Below are 17320 nucleotides of genomic sequence, written 5' to 3'. Positions count from 1 at the left end.
GACGCCGATGAGTACTCCCGGGCGCGGTCGTCGACGTACGGTGCTGAGCTGGCTGGCCGTGGCCTTCCTGACGGTCTGGATCGGCGTGGTGGTGTTCTCGATCGCGACGGGCGGCGAGCGCGGTGCCCCCGACCGCGCCGCGCTGCTCGGGCAGGCGACCGCCGCGCTGCAGGACGGCGACGGCGCCCGGCTGCACGAGCTGCTCCTCGACGCCCCGGACACCGGGTTCAGCGACGACTACGCGTCGCGGTTGCGGGCGGCGGGCCGCCCCGAGCCGGTCCCCGCCGGGCCGGATGCGGTGGAGTTCCGGTCCGGGCAGGTCCGCACCGTGCTCTCGGTGACCGAGGAGGGCGGGCGTTGGTACCTCAGCCTGCTGCCGCCGGGGGAGTGAACGAACGCACGCGGATATCGCAAATATCCTGGCGCCGGGGTGGCGGATACGTCATCGTCGACCGGTGACCAGACACCCGGCGGGCGACACCGACTACGAACCCCTCGGGCGGGGTTACTCCAGCATCCGTCGTCCCGACCCGCGGATCGGGGCCCGGGTGCTCGCTGCGCTCGGCGACGGCCACTCGGTGATCAACGTCGGCGCCGGAGCCGGGGCCTACGAACCGGGCGACCGCTACGTGGTGGCGGTCGAACCGTCGCGCAGCATGCGGGCCCAGCGCCCGGGCATGCGTGCCCCCGCGATCGACGCGACCGCCGAGGCGCTGCCCTTCGACGACGACACGTTCGACTCGGCCATGGCCCTGGCCACCGTCCACCAGTGGCGCGACCCGGACCGCGGGCTGCGTGAACTGCGCCGGGTCAGCCGCGGCCGGGTCGTCGTCCTGACGTTCGACCATCTCGCCATGCAGCGGTTCTGGCTCGCGGAGTACGCCCCGGACCTGATCACCGCCGAGCGCCGGCGGCTCCCGGACCTGGACCACATGGCCGCCGTGCTCGGCGGCCGGGTCGAGGTGTCCACCGTCGAGATCCCCGCCGACTGCACCGACGGGTTCGTGGAGGCCTTCTACGGCCGGCCCGAGCAGCTGCTCGATCCCGCCGTCCGCGCGGCCCAGTCCGGGTGGGGGTTCATCGGGCCCCAGGCCACCGCCCGGGCGGTGCGCTCGCTGCGTCGCGGTCTGGAGGACGGATCCTGGGACCGGCGGCACGGGCACCTCCGGCACCGTCCGGCGTTCGCCGGGTCGCTGCGGCTGCTGGTCGCCCACGGCTGAGGGCCGCCGGACACGTGACCGGGGCGATCGCCGCGTAGCGGGCCGCCCCGGATGACGGGCGGTGCCGATCGCGTCCGGCGCGACGTGCCGGATCGAGATGCCCGTGGATCGCTTACCGGGTGAGCGAATCTCGTGGGATGCCCACCTCGTCCCTCATCGGCATGTCGCGCCCGTCCGTCCCGGCTCCGGGACCGGTAGTGCGCCTCTCCCGCGATGTCGCTCACCCGGTAAGCGACATCGCGGGCATGAGTGCCCGGGTCCGCTCGGCGCTCATCTCGAGAGTGCCCGCCGTCGCGGCCGGGTCGCGTGGTGTGAGACCGACGTCTCACCGCGCTTTTTTGGCAGTATCTGCCAATATTGCGGTGGCACCTGATCACCGCGTCGTCCCGAGGAGCCACCGTGACCGCCACCGGGACGGGACCGCAGGTGACCTGGTGAACCGACCGACCACCCGACTCCGGGGAGGAACCCACCGGTGACGACCGAACCGACCGCCGCCGACATGGACGGCCTGCGCGAGCGCTACCGCGCCGAGCGTGACCGTCGTATCCGGCCTGACGGCGCCGCCCAGTACCGCACCACCACCGGCGAGTTCGGCTTCTACGCCGACGACCCGTGGTCGCCGCCCGCGGACCGGGAACCCGTGCACGACACCGTCGACGCCCTCGTCGTCGGCGGGGGGTTCGGCGGGCTCGTCGCCGCGGCCCGGCTGCGCGAGGCCGGGCTGGAGCGGATCCGCATCGTCGACGTCGCGGGCGATCTGGGCGGTACCTGGTACTGGAACCGCTATCCCGGGATCGCCTGCGACATCGAGTCCTCGATCTACCTGCCGCTGCTGGAGGAGATCGGCGGGATGCCGAGCCGCAAGTACCCGCCGGGGGAGGAGATCCGGGCGCACGCCCGTGCGATCGGCGAGCGGTTCGACCTCTACCGCGACGCGTTGTTCGGCACCGAGGTCACGTCCCTGACCTGGGACGACGCCGGGGACCACTGGCACGCGGGCACGAACCGCGGCGACCGGATCGCGGCCAGGTTCGTGGTGGTCTCCTCCGGCCCGTTCAACCGGCCCAAGCTGCCGGGGATCCCGGGTATCGAGAGCTTCACCGGGCACACGTTCCACACCAGCCGGTGGGACTTCGCCTACACCGGTGGCGACGCGACCGGCGGCCTGGACCGGATCGGTGGGCAGCGGATCGCGGTGATCGGGACCGGTGCGACCGCCATCCAGTGCGTACCGCACCTGGCGGAGGGGGCCGCGCACCTCTACGTCGTGCAGCGCACGCCGTCGGTGGTCGACACCCGCGACGACGAGCCCTACGACGCCCGCTGGTGGGCCGCGCAGGAGCCGGGCTGGCAGCGCCGCCGGCGCGAGGACTTCCTGCACCTGATGAACATGCGCCCCCCGGTGCACGGCGGCGACGGGGTCGCCGACCGGTGGACCGACACCGCGCCGATCCGCGGCGTCGCCCGGTGGGCCCGCACCCGCGACACCGAGAGCCTCGCCGAGGCACTGGAGATCGCCGACGCGGAGAAGATGGACGAGATCAGGGCCCGGGTCGAGGAGATCGTCGAGGACCCGGCGACGGCGGCGGCGCTGAAACCCTGGTACCGGCAGATGTGCAAGCGGCCGACGTTCAGCGACCGCTACCTGCAGGCGTTCAACCGCAGCGACGTGACGCTGCTGGACACCGGCGGCCAGGGCGTCGAGAAGATCACCGCGGACGGGCTGGTGGTCGGCGGGACCGAGTACCCGGTGGACGCGATCGTGTTCGCCACCGGCTTCGAGCTCGGCGCCGATCCCGCCACCCGGGCCGGTGCGGACGTCCGTGGACGGGACGGGCTGCGGCTCGGCGACAAGTGGTCCGACGGGCTGTCCACCCTGCACGGCTGGGTCAGCCGCGGGTTCCCGAACCTGTTCCACGTCGGTGCGCTGCAGAACTCGGCGTCGGTCAACTTCGCCCACGTGCTGGAGGAGCAGGCGACCCACATCGCCGCCGTGGTCGCGGAGGCCGGGCGGCGCGGCGCGTCCGTCGTCGAACCGGCCGCGGCGGCCGAGGACGCCTGGGTCGCGACGATCCGCGAGCGGGCGGTCGACCAGCAGGGCTTCCTGGCCGAGTGCACGCCGGGCTACTACAACTTCGAGGGGCGTCCGCGCCGGCGCAGCGAGCAGTTCGGCGGCGGCCCGGTCGAGTTCCACGAGATCCTGCGCTCCTGGCGCGCGGACGGCATGGACGACGTGTTCGCGGGGCCGCGATGACCGCCCGGCCCGTCGCGGGGCCCGCTCCCGGTCCGCTGTGGACGGAGCAGGGCCTGCACGCGGAACGGCTGTGCGGCCCCGGGCCGCTGTGGGCGTCGAACGGGATCGCGTTCGGGCCGGACGGGCGGCTGTGGATCGCGCAGTTCCTCGGCGCCACCGTCGGTGCCCTGGACCCGGCCACCGGGGAGATCGAGACCGTCCTGGGCCCGGACGGCCCGCTGACGGCGCCGGACGACCTGGTGTTCGGCGCGGACGGTGAGCTCTTCGTCGTCGACCTCCCGGCCGGGCTGGTGTGGCGGCGGGCTCCGGACGGGACGCTCGCCGTCGTCGCCGACGGGATCGTCGCCCCGGACGGGATCGCCTGGCACCGCGGGCGCCTGTTCGTCAACGAGCTGGCGCCGGACGGGCGGCTGCTGGAGATCGACCTGGACGGCGGGCCGCCGCGGGTGCTGGCCACCGGGCTGGCGCTGGGCAACGCGATGCAGGTGGGGCCGGACGGGCTGCTCTACTACCCGCACCTGCTCTCCGGCGAGGTGTGGCGGGTCGACCCGGACGGCGGCAGCCCGCAGCGCCTGCTCACCGGGCTGGACCGGCCGGTGGCGGTGCGGTTCGACCCGGCCGGCCGGTTGCGGATCCTGTCCAACGGCGCACGCGGGACGCTGTGGTCGTGCGATCCGCGGACCTGCGGGGACGGCCCGCCCGACGGGATCGACACCGGCGTCGGCGGGGCCGACAACGTCGCGTTCGCCGCGGACGGCACCGCCTACGTGTCGGGCGCGTTCCGCGGCGGGATCCGGGCACTGACCCCGGGCGGCGAGCTGCGGCAGATCGTGCCGGAGGGGCTCAACGGCCCGTTCGGGATCGTCGCGACCCCCGGCGGCGTGCTGGCCGCCGACTACTTCGGGGTCGTCGAGGTGTCCGGCGGCCGCAGCGTGCCGCTCGGCGACGTGGTGACCGAGGTCCGCGGCGGGGTCCGCGGGATCACCCGGCGGGGAGGTGACACGGTGCTCGCGACCGACGCCGGCGGGATCTGGCGCGGCTCGCCCGGATCGTGGCGACCGCTGGCGGACGGCCTCGGCGCCCCCACCGGCACGGCCGGCACGTCCGCGGGCGTGCTCGTCGCCGACACCGCGACCGGGCGGGTGCTGGAGATCGCCGACGACGGCAGGGCCACCGTCCGCGCGGACGGTCTCGACCGGCCGGTCGGTGTGGCCACCGGCCCGGACGGGCGCGCCTACGTCACCGAGACCGGCGGCGGGCGGGTCCTGCGCCTGGACGACGACGGCGGCCGCACGGTGCTGACCGCCGGCCTGCACCGGCCGGAGGGGATCGCCGTCGTGGACGGGCTGCCCTGGGTCGCCGAGGCCGGGACCGGGCGGGTGCTGCGCATCGACCCGGCGCGCCGCGGCGCGACCGTCGCCGCGTCCGGGATCCCGTTCGACGTCCGCCCGCCGCACGTGCCCACGGACTGCCGCAGCGGTGCCGCCCGGCGGCCGGCCCCGTTCGCCGGGCTCGCCGCGGACGGTGCCGGGGTGGTGGTCGCCGCGAACGGCGAGGGCGGCGTGCTGCGGCTGCGCCGCTGAGCGGGGTCAGCTACCGAGCAGGTCGCTCGCGTCGGTGCGGAACTGCATCGACCGGTACGGCCAGTTGGTCCCGGTGTTCCACTGGCTCACGACGAGGTGCAGGTCGTCGAGGGTGGAACCGGGGACCACGTAGCCCCCGTAGAGCTGGGCGACCCGGCCGGTCGCGTGGTCCTCGTCGTCCCAGCCGCAGCCGTGCAGGAGCGTGGTCCGCGGCGCCCGGTGCAGGTCGGCGTTCGGCCGGTCGAGCAGCATCGCGTCGATCCGGTAGTTGCCGGCGTCGAAGTAGGTGAGCAGCAGGTGCTCGCGGCCGTCCGGGCCGGGGACCGAGCGCAGGTTCAGCTCGCCGAACGCGCCCGGGACGGTCAGCGTCGGCGGGTTGCCCCAGTCCCAGCGCTCGCCGGCGAACCCCCACGGCTCCCAGGCGTCGCGGTCGGTGAGCCGGTCGGCGGGCACCCGGTGCAGCAGCAGGCCGTCCCGGCGCTGGAAACCGGTGGTGTAGGCGTAGACGTAGCCGTCGCCGGCGAGGTGCCAGGTCAGCTGCTGGAACAGGCCGTCGCAGTGCCCGCCCGGCCAGTCGCACCCGGTGCGCCGCCAGGTCACGCCGTTGTCGTCGGAGGCGAGGATCTCGCTCCACAGCACGTTGCCGAGGCCCTTGTTCGCCATGACGTGCAGGTACATCGTCGAGCCGATCGTGATGACGTCGGCGGGCAGGATCGTGGTGATCCGCCGGTGCAGGCGGAACCAGTTCGTCGCGGGCTTCGACACCAGCCGGCAGGCGTAGTCGGCCGTGTCGCCGCCGGAGCCGGTCCAGCGCAGGCCGCCGCGGGTGTCGCCGGCGTCGGCGAACAGGACGACCGGCGAGCGCCAGCCCGGCCCGCCGACCCCGGCCCGGTCGAACGTGTCGCCGAAGACGGCCACCAGCCGCCCGTCCGGAGCGGTGGCGACGATGCCGAGGTCGGCGCCCCCGATCCCGAACCGGTCGGTGAGCCCCGGCCCGGTCAGGTCGGCGATCTTCGTGGTGACGGCCATGCGCGCGACCCTAGCCCGGACCTCGCAGGCGGCGGCGCCACCTCACAGGCCCCGCGGGCCCTGCGACGACGGGGCGCGGCCTGCGAGGTCAGGGCACGGGGGAGCCGCTGCGTTCGGCGGAGGCTCGGACGTTGGCCAGGCCCGGGGGGCGGCGGAGGCGCTGGTAGTGGGTGAGTGCGTCGGCTACGGCTGCGTGGTCGGTGAGGTCGGTGTTCTGCAGGGTTGTCGCCAGTGCGGCGGCGTCCTCGCAGGCCAGGGTGGCTCCCAGGCCGCTGGCGGGGGATGCCGCGTGGGCCTCGTCCCCGGCCAGCACCGTGCGTCCGCGCCACCACGGACCGAGGTACGGCAGGTCGCGCGGGTCGAAGGCCCCGACGTCGCGCGGTGCGGTGGCGGCGAGCAGTGCGGCCGCGGTGCCGTCCGGGCCGAGCGCGGCCGTGAGCGTCGCGTGCGGGTCCGCGTCCGGTGCGCCCGCCGGGCGGGGCGGCCCGGTGCGGGCGAACCACCAGGTGCCGTCCTGCGCGGTCGGGATCGCGACGAACGCCTGCGCCGCGCTCGCGAGCACGGTGAACGCCCCGTTCTCGGTCTCCGCACCGGACGGGCGCAGCGGGGTCCGTCCGTAGAAGGCCCGCTGCCCGACCTCGCGCGGCGGGGGACACGACGGGTCGACGTGGCCGCGGACGACCGAGCCGATGCCGTCCGCACCGATCAGCAGCGGTGTCGTGCGGGGCCCGCGGTCCGTCTCGACCTGCACCCGGGACCCGGCGGCGCCGACCCCGGTGACCCGGGTGCGGACGTGCCGCACGATGCCGAGGCGGTCGGTCTCGGTGCGCAGGGCGCCCACGAGCTCCGCCCGGGTGAGCATCCGGGACCCGTCCGGATCGCCCCCGCTCAGCGGCCGGCGGACGCCGGTGTCGCCGCCGTCGGCGTCCCGTACGACGAGATCGGTCAGCGGCCGGGAGACCGCCTCGAACGCGGGCCCGGCGCCGAGCGTGCGCAGGGCCCGGCAGCCGGGCCCGCCGACCACGAGGAACCAGCCCCCGTCGTCGGTGTCGTCGCGCGCCTCGAGGATCTCGACGGCGATCCCGGCCCGGTGCAGGCCGAGTGCGGTGGCGCACCCGGCGACCCCGCCGCCCGCGACGAGGACCGGTTCGCTCACCGGCGTGCCGCCGTCGCGACCGCGGCGGCGAAGTCCGCGGGGGCCTCGACCGGCACGAAGTGCCCGGCCCCGTCGACCCAGGTCACGGCGACGTCGGTGAAGAACTCGCCGAGGCGGTCCGACCAGGCCCGCGGGAACAGCGGATCGTGCTCCGGCCACAGGAACGTGGTGGGTACGCCGATCCGGTCGTCCGGGCCGGGGACGGTCTCGGCCAGCGACCGCGCGACGGCGCCGCCACCGGAGCGGTACCAGGCGATCGACGCGACGAACGCCCCCGGCGCCGCGTACCCGGCGGCCAGCGCCTCGATCCGGTCCGCACCGGGGACGAAGCCCGGCCCGGACCAGTGCGTCCAGAAGTGCCGCAGGTAGGCGCGGACCGCCCGGGCGTCACCGTCGACCAGCTCCTCGGCGAGATCGAGCTGGTGGAACGCCTGGTACCAGAACTCGCGCACCGCGTCCGGTTCCAGGATGCGCTGCCCGACCCCCGGCGCCGGTGGCGTGACGACGAGTGCGCGCAGCAGCTCCGGCCGGTCGCCCGCCAGCTGCTGGGCGACCCGGCTGCCGACGTCGTAGCCGCCGGCGACCACGTCGGACAGCCCCAGCTCGTCGAGCAGCGCCGCGACCGACGCCGCCTGTGCCGCGGCCCCGTAGGCGTCCGCGGGATCGCGGTCGTGCCTGTCCGACCCGCCGAACCCGCGCAGGTCGGGGACGACGACGTCGTGCGTCCCGGCCAGTTCCGCGGCGACCGCGGCCATGTCGGTGCGGTCGCCCGGCCAGCCGTGCAGCAGCACGACCGGCGGTGCACCGGGCTCGCCGTGGCGGTCGTAGGCGAGCTGGAAGCCGTCGAGTGCGGCGGAGCGCGGCATGCCCGAGTTCTACCGCGGAACGACGGGTGCGGGCGACCTTCCGCGAACCCCCCCGATCCGGTTACTGTCCGACGATCGTCCGGAGCCACCCGAGGGGGTCCCGTGTCCCAGCACCCGGCCGGTCCGGCCACCGAGCGGCACCGGCTCCCGGTGCGGACCCTGGTCGCGGCGTCGATCGGGAACGCCGTCGAGTGGTACGACTGGACGATCTACGCGACGTTCAGCATCTACTTCGCGACCCAGATCTTCCCGCCGGTCAGCGGCGCGCTCATCGCCACGCTGGCGACCTACGCGCTGGCCTTCTTCTTCCGCCCGCTCGGCGGGCTGCTGCTCGGCCGGTTCGCCGACCTCTGGGGCAGGCGCACCGCCATGCTCATCACGATCCTGCTGATGGCGGGCGGGTCGCTGGTGATCGGGCTGCTCCCGACCTACGACATGGTCGGATGGCTGGCGCCGGTGCTGTTGCTGCTGGCCCGGATCGCGCAGGGGATGTCGCTCGGCGGGGAGGTGTCCAACGCCTCGGCGTACCTGGCCGAGATCGCGCCGCCGGACCGGCGCGGCCGCTACTCGTCGTTCTTCTACATCTCCACCGGCACCGCGGTGCTGGTGGCCTCGCTGATGGGCTTCGTGCTGGCCGCGACGCTGGAGAAGGCCCAGCTGGAGTCCTGGGGCTGGCGGATCCCGTTCCTCGTCGGCGGGGTGCTCGGCCTGATCGGGATGTGGATGCGCCGGCAGATGGCCGAGACCGAGCAGTTCGAGCAGAACAAGGAGACCGCGGCCCGGATCCGGAACCCGCTGCTGCTGACCCTGCGCGAGCACCCGCGGGCCGTGGCCCAGCTCATCGGCTTCACCGTGCTCAGCACGCTGTGCTACTACACGTTCTTCTCGTCGCTGACGCCGTTCGCGACCCAGTACCGGGGTGCCGACGCGACCGAGGTGTTCCTGGCGCTGTCGATCGCGACCCTGATCTTCGTCCTGCTGCAGTACCCGATGGGCGCGGCGGCCGACCGCTACGGACGGCGGCCGCAGCTGCTGATCTGGTCGGCGGCGACGGCCGTCCTCATCGTCCCGCTGTCCACGCTGATCGGGCCCGGCTTCGGGAACATGCTCGTGGTGTTCACCGTCGGTCTCGGGCTCTACACGATGATGACCTCCGTCGCGCCGGCGATCATGAGCGAGCTGTTCCCGACGTCGTTGCGCGGCCTCGGGATCGGGGCCTGGTACAACCTGACCGTCGCCGTGTTCGGCGGGACGGCGCCACTGCTGGCGACGTCGCTGCAGGCGGCCGGGCTGGGCACCTGGTTCTTCGTCTACGTCGCCGTCGGTGCGGCGATCGCCTTCGTGGCCGTGCTGACCCTGCCCGAGACGAAGGGCTCCGTGCTGCGCTGACGGCGCCGGCCGGGCCTTGACAGCGGTCTCCGGCGCCCGGCACCGTGTTGCGGACAGTCCTTCGCTGTTGCGCATCGGGCAACGTTTCGACATTCCGGGTGAGCCCATGACCGCATCCCCGCGCATCGTGATCATCGGGGCGGGTCTCGTCGGCTGCGCACTCGCCGACGCGCTGGCCCGCCGGGGCGGGGCCCGGGTGACCGTGCTCGACCGGGGCCCGCTCCCCGGCACCGGCGGGGCCACCGGGCACGACGCCGGGCTCGTCCGGCAGCTCGGCCCGGACCGGACGCACACCCGGCTCGCGACGGCGACCCGGTCGGCCTACGCCGCGCTGCGCGACGCCGGGCGTCCGGTCCTGACCCGCTCCGGTTCGCTGGAGGTGGCCGCCACCGCCGACGGGCTCGACGAGCTGCGCCACCGGCACGACCGGGCCACCGCGGCCGGCCTCGACTGCCGGCTCCTCGACCCGGAGGAGTGCGCGGCGCGGCACCCGCTGCTCGACCCGGCACGGGTGGCCGGCGGACTGCACGTCCCCGGTGACGGCACCGTCGATCCGGTCGCGGTCGCCCGGCTGTACGCGGCGGGGGCGGCCCGGCACGGGGCCGCCGTGCTGGGGCACCGCACGGTTACCGCGCTCGAGCGCAGCGGCGGCCGGGTCATCGCGGTGCGCTGCGCCGACGAGCGCCACCCGGCCGACGTCGTGGTGTGCTGCGCCGGGGTGTGGACTCCCGCGGTCACCGCGCCGGCCGGGGTCACGGTCCCGCTGGCCGCGGTGACCGGGCGGTACGCGAGGACCGATGCGCTCGGGGCGCTGGAGACGATCCACGCGCTGGAGGCCGCGTCGGGCCGCGCGGACCCGGCGCTGCCGGTGCTCGTCGACGCCGCGGCCGGCGTCGCGATCCGGACCCACGGGCACCGGATCGGGATCGCGGCCGCGCCGGACCGGCACCGGGGCACCGCGGTGTCCGGGGGTACCGCACCGGCCGCGCCGCGGTCCACCCCGGAGGACCTCGACCCCGCGTGGGACGTCGCGACGGCCCTGCTCCCGCTGCTGCGCGACGCCAAGGTCGCCGAGGGCGTCGACGGGCTCGTCGCCGCCACCCCGGACGGAGCGCCGCTGCTCGGCGAGCACCCGGACCTGCCCGGACTCTGGATCGCCGGGGCCGTCCCGACTGCGTGCGCGGCCGGTGCCGCCGAGGTGCTGGCGGAGTGGATCGGCACCGGTCGCCCGGCGCTGCACGGCGCACCGCTCGACCTGTCCGGGATGCACCTCGACCGGTTCGAGCCCGGATCCGTCGACCCGTCGACGGCGCTGCCACTCGCCGTCGGGTCGCCGTTCCACTCCCGCCAGGTCGAGCTGCGGGCCCGGTTCGCCCCGGCGCACGACCCGGCCCCGGCGTGGTTCGGCGCGAACGCCGCACTGCCCGAGGTGTGCGAGATCCCCCGGCCCGCGGGCGCCGGGGAGGGCGCACCGGTCGCGGGGGCCGAGGCGCTGATCGCCCGCCGTGCCGCGGGGATGACGGACCTGTCGGCCGGTCGCCGGGTCGAGGTGACCGGGCCGGGCGCCGCCGGGTTCCTGCAGCAGCGGACGACGGGCGACGTCGACCGCCCGGTCGGCGAGATCGTCGAGACCCTCCTGCTGGACGACGACGGCGGGTTGCTCGCCGCGCCGCGGGTGACCCGGCTCGGGGCGGACCGGTTCCTCGTCGGGCTCGCCGACCGTCTGCAGGTCGCCGAGCTGCGCCGGGCCGCGACCGGCCGGGCCGGGGACGTCGGGATCGTGGACGTCGGGATCGTCGACGTCAGCGCGGTCACCGCCTGCCTCGGCCTCCGGGGACCGCACGCCGGGGCGATCCTGGGGGCGCTCGCCGCTGGTGGGGCACCGGGCCCCGGCCGGGCCGGACCGCGCACGCTCGGCGCCGTCGCGACGACCGTTCTCCGGCCGCGCGACGGGTGCTGGGAGATCGTCTGTGCGGCCGCGGACGCCGAACGGCTCTGGGACGCGGTGCGCGCCGCGGGCGCCCCGTACGGCCTGGCCGCCGTCGGCCGTACGGCGGCCGACGCCCTGCGGGTCGAGGACGCGGACCCGCGGGCCGGCGCGGAGATCTCCGCGGAGCACGGCCCGGACGCGGTGGGTCTCGGGGACCGGGTCGATCCGGCGAAGCCCGCGTTCCCGGGCCGGGCCGCGGTGCTGGCGCTGCGTGCGGCGGGCGGGCCGGCCGAGCGACTCGTGACGCTGGTCCTCGACCACGCCGGTGCGCTGCTGCGCGGCGGCGAACCCGTGTACGACCTGCCGCGGGCCCGCCGCCACTCCCGCGACCCGGTGCTGCTCGACGGCGGTGCGGCCGGCGCGGCCGGTCCGGACCTGCGTCGCGGCCCGGTGATCGGCCGGGTCACCGCGGCCGTCTCCGGCCACACGACGGGCACCGCCCTCGCCAGGGCCTGGCTACCCGCCGTCCGGGCGGCCGCCGGGACCCGGGTCGGGATCGAGCTGGCGGGCCGCAGCCTGACCGCACGGGTGGCGGCGGGACCGCTCGACCGGCAGTACAGTCCGACGGCATGACGACGAGCGCCCCGGTCGACACGCTGCGCCACCTGGAGTACGGCGCCACCATCGAGGAGACGCTGGCCTTCTTCGACGCGCTGCCCCCGGTCGGCGTCGGCGATCTGCTGGGGGAGTGGTCCGGCGGGGAGATCCCGACCGGCAACCCGATGGACGGGCTGCTCGGCCGGTTCGGCTGGCACGGCAAGCGGTTCGACGGACCCGACGACGTCCATCCACTGGTGATGGACCACCCCCGCGGCGGCCGGTACAGCCTCAACCCCGCGCTGGTGCCGCTCCCGGCGCTGCTGCGCCACCCGGCCGCGCTGCGGAACGCGGCGGTGAGCCGGATCGCCGCCCGGACCGGCCCGGCGCTGGCCACCCGGTCGTCGCGGGCCCGGCTGCGGATGACCGAGTACCGCGGGGTCGTGAGCGCCACCATGTGCTACGACGACCTCCCGATCCACGACGTCTTCCACCGGGTCGACGAGGACACCGTCCTCGGCCTGATGGACATGCGCGGCCTGGAGCGGCCGTTCGTGTTCTTCCTGTGCCGGGAGTGAGTGCCGGGTGCGACCCGTGACCCCCACCCGGCGGTCGCGCCCCGGACCGCGTTAGCGACGATGGTGCGGTGACAGGCACGGCACCCCCGGACACCCGGCAGCACCGCTCCATCAACCAGCGCATCGCCGACGAGCTCGGCGCCCGGCCGGACCAGGTCGGGTCCGCGGTGGCCCTGCTGGACGAGGGCTCGACGGTCCCGTTCGTCGCCCGGTACCGCAAGGAGGCCACCGGCGGCCTCGACGACACCCAGCTGCGCACCCTCGAGGAACGCCTGCGTTACCTGCGTGAGCTGGAGGAACGCCGGGCCACCGTGCTCGACTCGATCCGCTCGCAGGGCAAGCTCGACGAGGCGCTCGAGGCCACGATCTGGGCCGCGGAGTCGAAGGCCCGGCTCGAGGACATCTACCTGCCCTACAAGCCCAAGCGCCGCACCAAGGCGATGATCGCGCGCGAGCAGGGCCTGGAGCCCCTCGCCGACGCACTGCTGGGCGACCCCTCGCTCGACCCGCACGCCACCGCGGCCGGTTACGTGACCGGTGAGGTCGCCGACGCCGGGGCCGCCCTGGAGGGCGCGCGGGCGATCCTGGTCGAGCGGATCGGGGAGAACGCCGACCTGGTCGGCGGTCTGCGCGAGCGCATGTGGGAGAACGGCCGGCTCGTCACCACGGTGCGCGACGGCAAGGAGAACGACCAGGCCGCGGCGAAGTTCTCGGACTACTTCGAGTTCTCCGAGAAGTTCACGACGCTCCCCTCGCACCGGATCCTCGCCGTGTTCCGCGGCGAGACCGAGGAGGCGCTCGACGTCACCCTGGATCCCGGGGCGTCGGAGGAGGAGCCGACCCCCTACGAGCGGGCGATCGCCGCCGAGTACGGCGTGGCCGAGAAGGGCCGCGCGGCGGACGCCTGGCTGCTCGGCGTCGTCCGCTGGGCCTGGCGGACCCGGCTGCAGACCGCACTGGGCATCGACATCCGCGTCCGGCTGCGGGCCGCCGCCGAGGAGGGCGCCATCGGCGTCTTCGCGGCGAACCTGCGTGACCTGCTGCTCGCCGCGCCGGCCGGGACCCGGGCGACCATCGGGCTCGACCCGGGGCTGCGCACCGGGGTGAAGGTCGCCGTCGTCGACGCGACCGGCAAGGTCGTCGACACCGCGGTGATCTACCCGCACGAGCCGCGCAACGACCACGCCGGTTCGCTGAAGGTCCTCGGTGCGTTGTGCGCCAAGCACTCCGTCGAGCTGGTGGCGATCGGCAACGGCACCGCGTCCCGGGAGACCGACGCCCTCGCCGGTGAGCTGATCAGGCAGAACCCCGGCCTCAAGCTGACCAAGGTGATGGTGTCCGAGGCGGGTGCCTCGGTGTACTCGGCGTCGGCCTACGCATCGGCCGAGCTGCCGGACATGGACGTCTCGCTGCGCGGCGCGGTGTCCATCGCCCGCCGGCTGCAGGACCCGCTGGCGGAGCTGGTCAAGATCGACCCGAAGTCGATCGGGGTCGGTCAGTACCAGCACGACCTCCCCGAGTCGTCGCTGTCGCGCTCGCTGGACTCCGTGGTCGAGGACTGCGTGAACGCCGTCGGGGTGGACCTCAACTCGGCGTCGGCGCCGCTGCTGCGCCGGGTCTCGGGGATCTCGGAGTCCCTGGCCGGGGCGATCGTGGCGCACCGCGACGCCAACGGGCCGTTCCGCTCCCGCACCGCGCTCACCGACGTGCCCCGGCTCGGGCCGAAGGCCTTCGAGCAGTGCGCGGGCTTCCTGCGGATCCGGGAGGGCGAGGAGCCGCTGGACGTCACCGGCGTGCACCCGGAGTCCTACCCGGTGGTCCGGAGGATGGTGGAACGCACCAAGATCGACGTCGCCGCGCTGATGGGCAACGCGGCGCGACTGCACCAGGTCAAGCCCAAGGACTACGTCGACGACACCGTCGGGCTCCCGACCGTCACCGACATCCTCGCCGAGCTGGAGAAGCCGGGCCGCGACCCGCGCCCGGCGTTCCGCACCGCGACGTTCGCGGAGGGTGTGCACAAGATCTCCGACCTGCGGGTCGGGATGCTGCTCGAGGGCGTGGTGACGAACGTGGCCGCGTTCGGTGCGTTCGTCGACGTCGGTGTGCACCAGGACGGCCTGGTGCACGTCTCGGCGATGAGCAAGGACTTCGTCTCCGACCCGCGCGACGTCGCCAAGTCCGGTGACGTCGTCAAGGTGAAGGTGCTGGAGGTCGACGAGGCCCGCAAGCGGATCTCGCTGACCCTGCGCCTGGACGACGAGCCGGGCGCCGGGAAGCAGGGTGGCGGCCGCCCCGAGCGCGGCGGTGGGCATCGCGGTGACGGGCAGCGTGGCGGCGCACAGCGCGGCGGTCCCCGTGGCGGCGGCCAGGGCGGCGGCGGTCGCGGAGCGGACCGCGGCCGCGGCGGCCGGGGCGGGAACCAGGGCGGCGGCCGGGCCGGGAACCAGGGCGGCGGCAAGCCCGCCCCCGCCAACGACGCCATGGCCGAGGCCCTGCGCCGGGCGGGCTTCGGCAAGAGCTGATCCCGGGTACCCCGCAGGACGGAACGCGACCTCGCAGCGGCTGCGGCTGCTGCGGGGCCGGGGGAGGGACTGCGAGGTCCGACGGGCCGGGCGGGTGGGGGTGATCACGTCCCACCCGCCCGACGCGTCCGGTTCGGACGTGGAAGAATGGTCAGTCGGTGGCCGGCGCGGAGTCGCGCGGCCACGAGCCCCGGAGGTCTGGGTTCACCGGCATCTGACTTCGATGTGCCGCGCGCGGGCCTGGCGGGCTGGGAGCGGGCGAGAGCCGCCCGCCGACGATGCGCATCCCGTGCGCGACCCTGAGGACCGAGTGAACACCCTGCTGGAACAGCACCCCGACCTGCACGCTCTCGAGAACGAGATCGACACCCCCGAACCCCGCGTGGACGACGCCACCCCGTCGTTCGCCGACCTCGGCCTGGCCCCGCAGCTGCTCGCCGCGCTGGCCGAGCTGGGCTACGAGACCCCGAGCCCGATCCAGGCCGCCGCGATCGGCCCGCTGATCGCCGGCCGCGACCTGCTCGGGCAGGCCGCCACCGGTACCGGCAAGACCGCCGCGTTCTCGCTGCCGATGCTGCAGCGCCTGGCCGACGGCCGCGGCACCCGCGAGCGCGGCTCCCGGCCCTTCGGCCTCGTGCTGGCGCCGACCCGCGAGCTGGCCATGCAGGTCGGCGAGGCGGTCACCCGCTACGGCGCCACCCTCGGCGCCACCGTCGCCTGCGTCTACGGCGGTGCCCCGATCGGCCCGCAGCTCGGTCAGCTGCGCCGCGGCGTCGACGTCGTCGTCGCCACCCCGGGCCGGGCGATCGACCTCATCAACCGTGGTGCGCTCGCGCTCGACGCGATCGAGGTCGCCGTCCTGGACGAGGCCGACGAGATGCTCGACATGGGCTTCGTCGAGGACATCGAGACCATCCTCGGCGCCACCCCCGCGGACCGGCAGACCGTGCTGTTCTCCGCGACCATGCCCGGCCGGATCCAGAGCCTGGCGCGCACCCACCTGACCGATCCGGCCGACATCCGGATCAAGCGCGAGGCCACGCCCGAGGGGGAGGCCCCGAAGGTCCGCCAGACCGCGTACCACGTGCCGCGCAGCCACGTCACGGTCGCGCTGGGCCGGGTGCTCGAGATGGAGCAGCCGACCGCGGCGATCGTCTTCTGCCGGACCCGCGCCGACGTCGACGCCGTGACCGAGACCCTCACCGCGCGCAGCCTGCGCGCCGAGGCGCTGCACGGCGGCATGGACCAGGAGCACCGGACCCGCGTCGTCGAGCGGCTGCGCTCCGGGCGCACGGAGCTCCTCGTCGCGACCGACGTCGCGGCCCGTGGGCTCGACATCGACACGCTGACCCACGTGGTCAACCACGACGTGCCGTCCTCGCCGGAGTCCTACGTGCACCGCATCGGCCGGGTCGGCCGGGCCGGTCGTGAGGGCGTCGCGATCACCCTGGTCACCCCGGGTTCGGTGCGGCACCTGCGCAACATCGAGCGGCTGGTCGGCGCCCCGGTGCCGAGTGCCCCGGTCCCCACCCCCGACGACCTGCGCAGCGTGCGGCTGGCCCGCACCGCGCTGGCACTGCGGGACCAGGCCGGGCAGGACGCCGACACCGCCGTCGAGGACGGTGTCGACGAGCTGGTGCTGGAGCTGGCCCGCGACCACGACCTCGCCTCGGTCGCCGCTGCGGCGATCCGGCTGGCCCGGTCCGACAACTCGGTGCCCGACGACGAGATCGAGATCCCGCAGGTCCGCCCGCGCGGTGGCCGGGAGCGCGGCGGTCCGTCCGACCGCGGCCCGCGCCGTGACCGCGACGGCGGTGGCCCGCGCGGCGCCCGCGGCCAGGGCTCGCGCCCGCCGAAGGCCGGCACCACCCGGCTGTTCGTCTCGGCCGGCCGGTCCTCCGGCATCCGCCCGCAGGACATCGTGGGTGCGCTGGCGAACGAGTCGCGGCTGTCCGGCCGGGACATCGGGGCGATCCAGATCCACGAGCGGCACGCGCTGGTCGAGGTCCCCGAGCACGCCGCGGAGGACGTCCTGCGCTCGCTGCGCGGCGCGACCACGCTGAAGGGCCGCAAGGCGAACGTCCGCCGCGACCGGGACGCCGCCGCCGACTCCCGCTGACCGGCACGACGAGGGGCCCGCACCGATCGGTGCGGGCCCCTCGTCGTGTGTGGCGTGCGTGGGCGAACCGG

At 75.3% G+C, this 17320-nt stretch carries 12 protein-coding genes; 9 read left to right on the top strand and 3 right to left on the bottom strand.

The features are described 5' to 3' along the window. The first annotated feature begins 7 nt into the window (after nt 1-7). The 4 genes from AFB00_RS28995 to AFB00_RS28980 all read left to right on the top strand — a co-directional run bounded on the left by AFB00_RS28995 (nt 8) and on the right by AFB00_RS28980 (nt 5060). Nucleotides 8-391: a hypothetical protein gene (locus tag AFB00_RS28995; protein ID WP_156819764.1), complete on the top strand. Its 384-nt coding sequence runs from the start codon at nt 8-10 to the stop codon at nt 389-391. 64 nt (nt 392-455) lie between these two features. Continuing rightward, nucleotides 456-1220 carry a class I SAM-dependent methyltransferase gene (locus AFB00_RS28990; protein WP_068799813.1) on the top strand — a complete coding sequence of 255 codons (765 nt, stop codon included), beginning with the start codon at nt 456-458 and terminating at the stop codon, nt 1218-1220. 475 nt (nt 1221-1695) lie between these two features. Further along, entirely contained in the window at nt 1696-3477 is a 1782-nt protein-coding gene (locus tag AFB00_RS28985) for a flavin-containing monooxygenase (RefSeq protein ID WP_335726551.1), read from the top strand. Further along, nucleotides 3474-5060, top strand: coding sequence for a hypothetical protein (locus AFB00_RS28980; protein WP_068799812.1), 1587 nt, complete (start codon nt 3474-3476; stop codon nt 5058-5060). Before AFB00_RS28985 ends, AFB00_RS28980 begins: the two co-directional genes overlap by 4 nt. Before the next feature lie 6 nt (nt 5061-5066). Here the strand turns inward: AFB00_RS28980 and AFB00_RS28975 are convergent, their stop codons facing one another. The 3 genes from AFB00_RS28975 to AFB00_RS28965 all read right to left on the bottom strand — a co-directional run bounded on the left by AFB00_RS28975 (nt 5067) and on the right by AFB00_RS28965 (nt 8111). After that, nucleotides 5067-6089: a DUF4185 domain-containing protein gene (locus AFB00_RS28975; protein WP_068799811.1), complete on the bottom strand. Its 1023-nt coding sequence runs from the start codon at nt 6087-6089 to the stop codon at nt 5067-5069. Between the two features lie 88 nt (nt 6090-6177). After that, nucleotides 6178-7245, bottom strand: a complete 1068-nt coding sequence (locus AFB00_RS28970; RefSeq protein WP_068799810.1) for an FAD-dependent oxidoreductase — start codon at nt 7243-7245, stop codon at nt 6178-6180. Continuing rightward, nucleotides 7242-8111 carry an alpha/beta fold hydrolase gene (locus tag AFB00_RS28965; RefSeq protein WP_068799809.1) on the bottom strand — a complete coding sequence of 290 codons (870 nt, stop codon included), beginning with the start codon at nt 8109-8111 and terminating at the stop codon, nt 7242-7244. Before AFB00_RS28965 ends, AFB00_RS28970 begins: the two co-directional genes overlap by 4 nt. A 102-nt stretch (nt 8112-8213) precedes the next feature. Between AFB00_RS28965 and AFB00_RS28960 the strand changes: the two genes are divergently transcribed. The 5 genes from AFB00_RS28960 (at nt 8214) to AFB00_RS28940 (ending at nt 17249) form a co-directional block, all read left to right on the top strand. After that, entirely contained in the window at nt 8214-9500 is a 1287-nt protein-coding gene (locus AFB00_RS28960; RefSeq protein WP_068799808.1) for an MFS transporter, read from the top strand. A gap of 106 nt (nt 9501-9606) precedes the next feature. Further along, nucleotides 9607-12063: an FAD-dependent oxidoreductase gene (locus AFB00_RS28955; protein WP_068799807.1), complete on the top strand. Its 2457-nt coding sequence runs from the start codon at nt 9607-9609 to the stop codon at nt 12061-12063. Beyond that, on the top strand, nt 12060-12605 hold the full coding sequence (locus AFB00_RS28950; RefSeq protein ID WP_068799806.1) for a DUF4334 domain-containing protein: 546 nt from the start codon (nt 12060-12062) through the stop codon (nt 12603-12605). The genes AFB00_RS28955 and AFB00_RS28950 overlap by 4 nt, the downstream gene beginning before the upstream one ends. Before the next feature lie 68 nt (nt 12606-12673). Further along, the gene (locus AFB00_RS28945; RefSeq protein WP_068799805.1) at nt 12674-15130 is read left to right on the top strand and encodes a Tex family protein; all 2457 of its coding nucleotides are present in this window, start codon (nt 12674-12676) and stop codon (nt 15128-15130) included. A 310-nt stretch (nt 15131-15440) separates the two neighbouring features. Beyond that, nucleotides 15441-17249, top strand: coding sequence for a DEAD/DEAH box helicase (locus AFB00_RS28940; RefSeq protein ID WP_335726550.1), 1809 nt, complete (start codon nt 15441-15443; stop codon nt 17247-17249). The last annotated feature ends 71 nt before the right edge of the window (nt 17250-17320 follow it).

This window comes from Pseudonocardia sp. HH130630-07 (genome assembly GCF_001698125.1).
Classification (GTDB): domain Bacteria; phylum Actinomycetota; class Actinomycetes; order Mycobacteriales; family Pseudonocardiaceae; genus Pseudonocardia.
This window is presented reverse-complemented; position numbering and strand designations above follow the sequence as displayed.

What these genes read in the sequence shown, in the direction of transcription:
- AFB00_RS28955 (WP_068799807.1), top strand. Translation starts at nt 9,607, where the DNA reads ATGACCGCATCCCCGCGCATCGTGATCATCGGGGCGGGTCTCGTCGGC.
- AFB00_RS28950 (WP_068799806.1), top strand. Translation starts at nt 12,060, where the DNA reads ATGACGACGAGCGCCCCGGTCGACACGCTGCGCCACCTGGAGTACGGC.
- AFB00_RS28980 (WP_068799812.1), top strand. Translation starts at nt 3,474, where the DNA reads ATGACCGCCCGGCCCGTCGCGGGGCCCGCTCCCGGTCCGCTGTGGACG.
- AFB00_RS28975 (WP_068799811.1), bottom strand. Translation starts at nt 6,089, where the DNA reads ATGGCCGTCACCACGAAGATCGCCGACCTGACCGGGCCGGGGCTCACC.
- AFB00_RS28995 (WP_156819764.1), top strand. Translation starts at nt 8, where the DNA reads ATGAGTACTCCCGGGCGCGGTCGTCGACGTACGGTGCTGAGCTGGCTG.
- AFB00_RS28965 (WP_068799809.1), bottom strand. Translation starts at nt 8,111, where the DNA reads ATGCCGCGCTCCGCCGCACTCGACGGCTTCCAGCTCGCCTACGACCGC.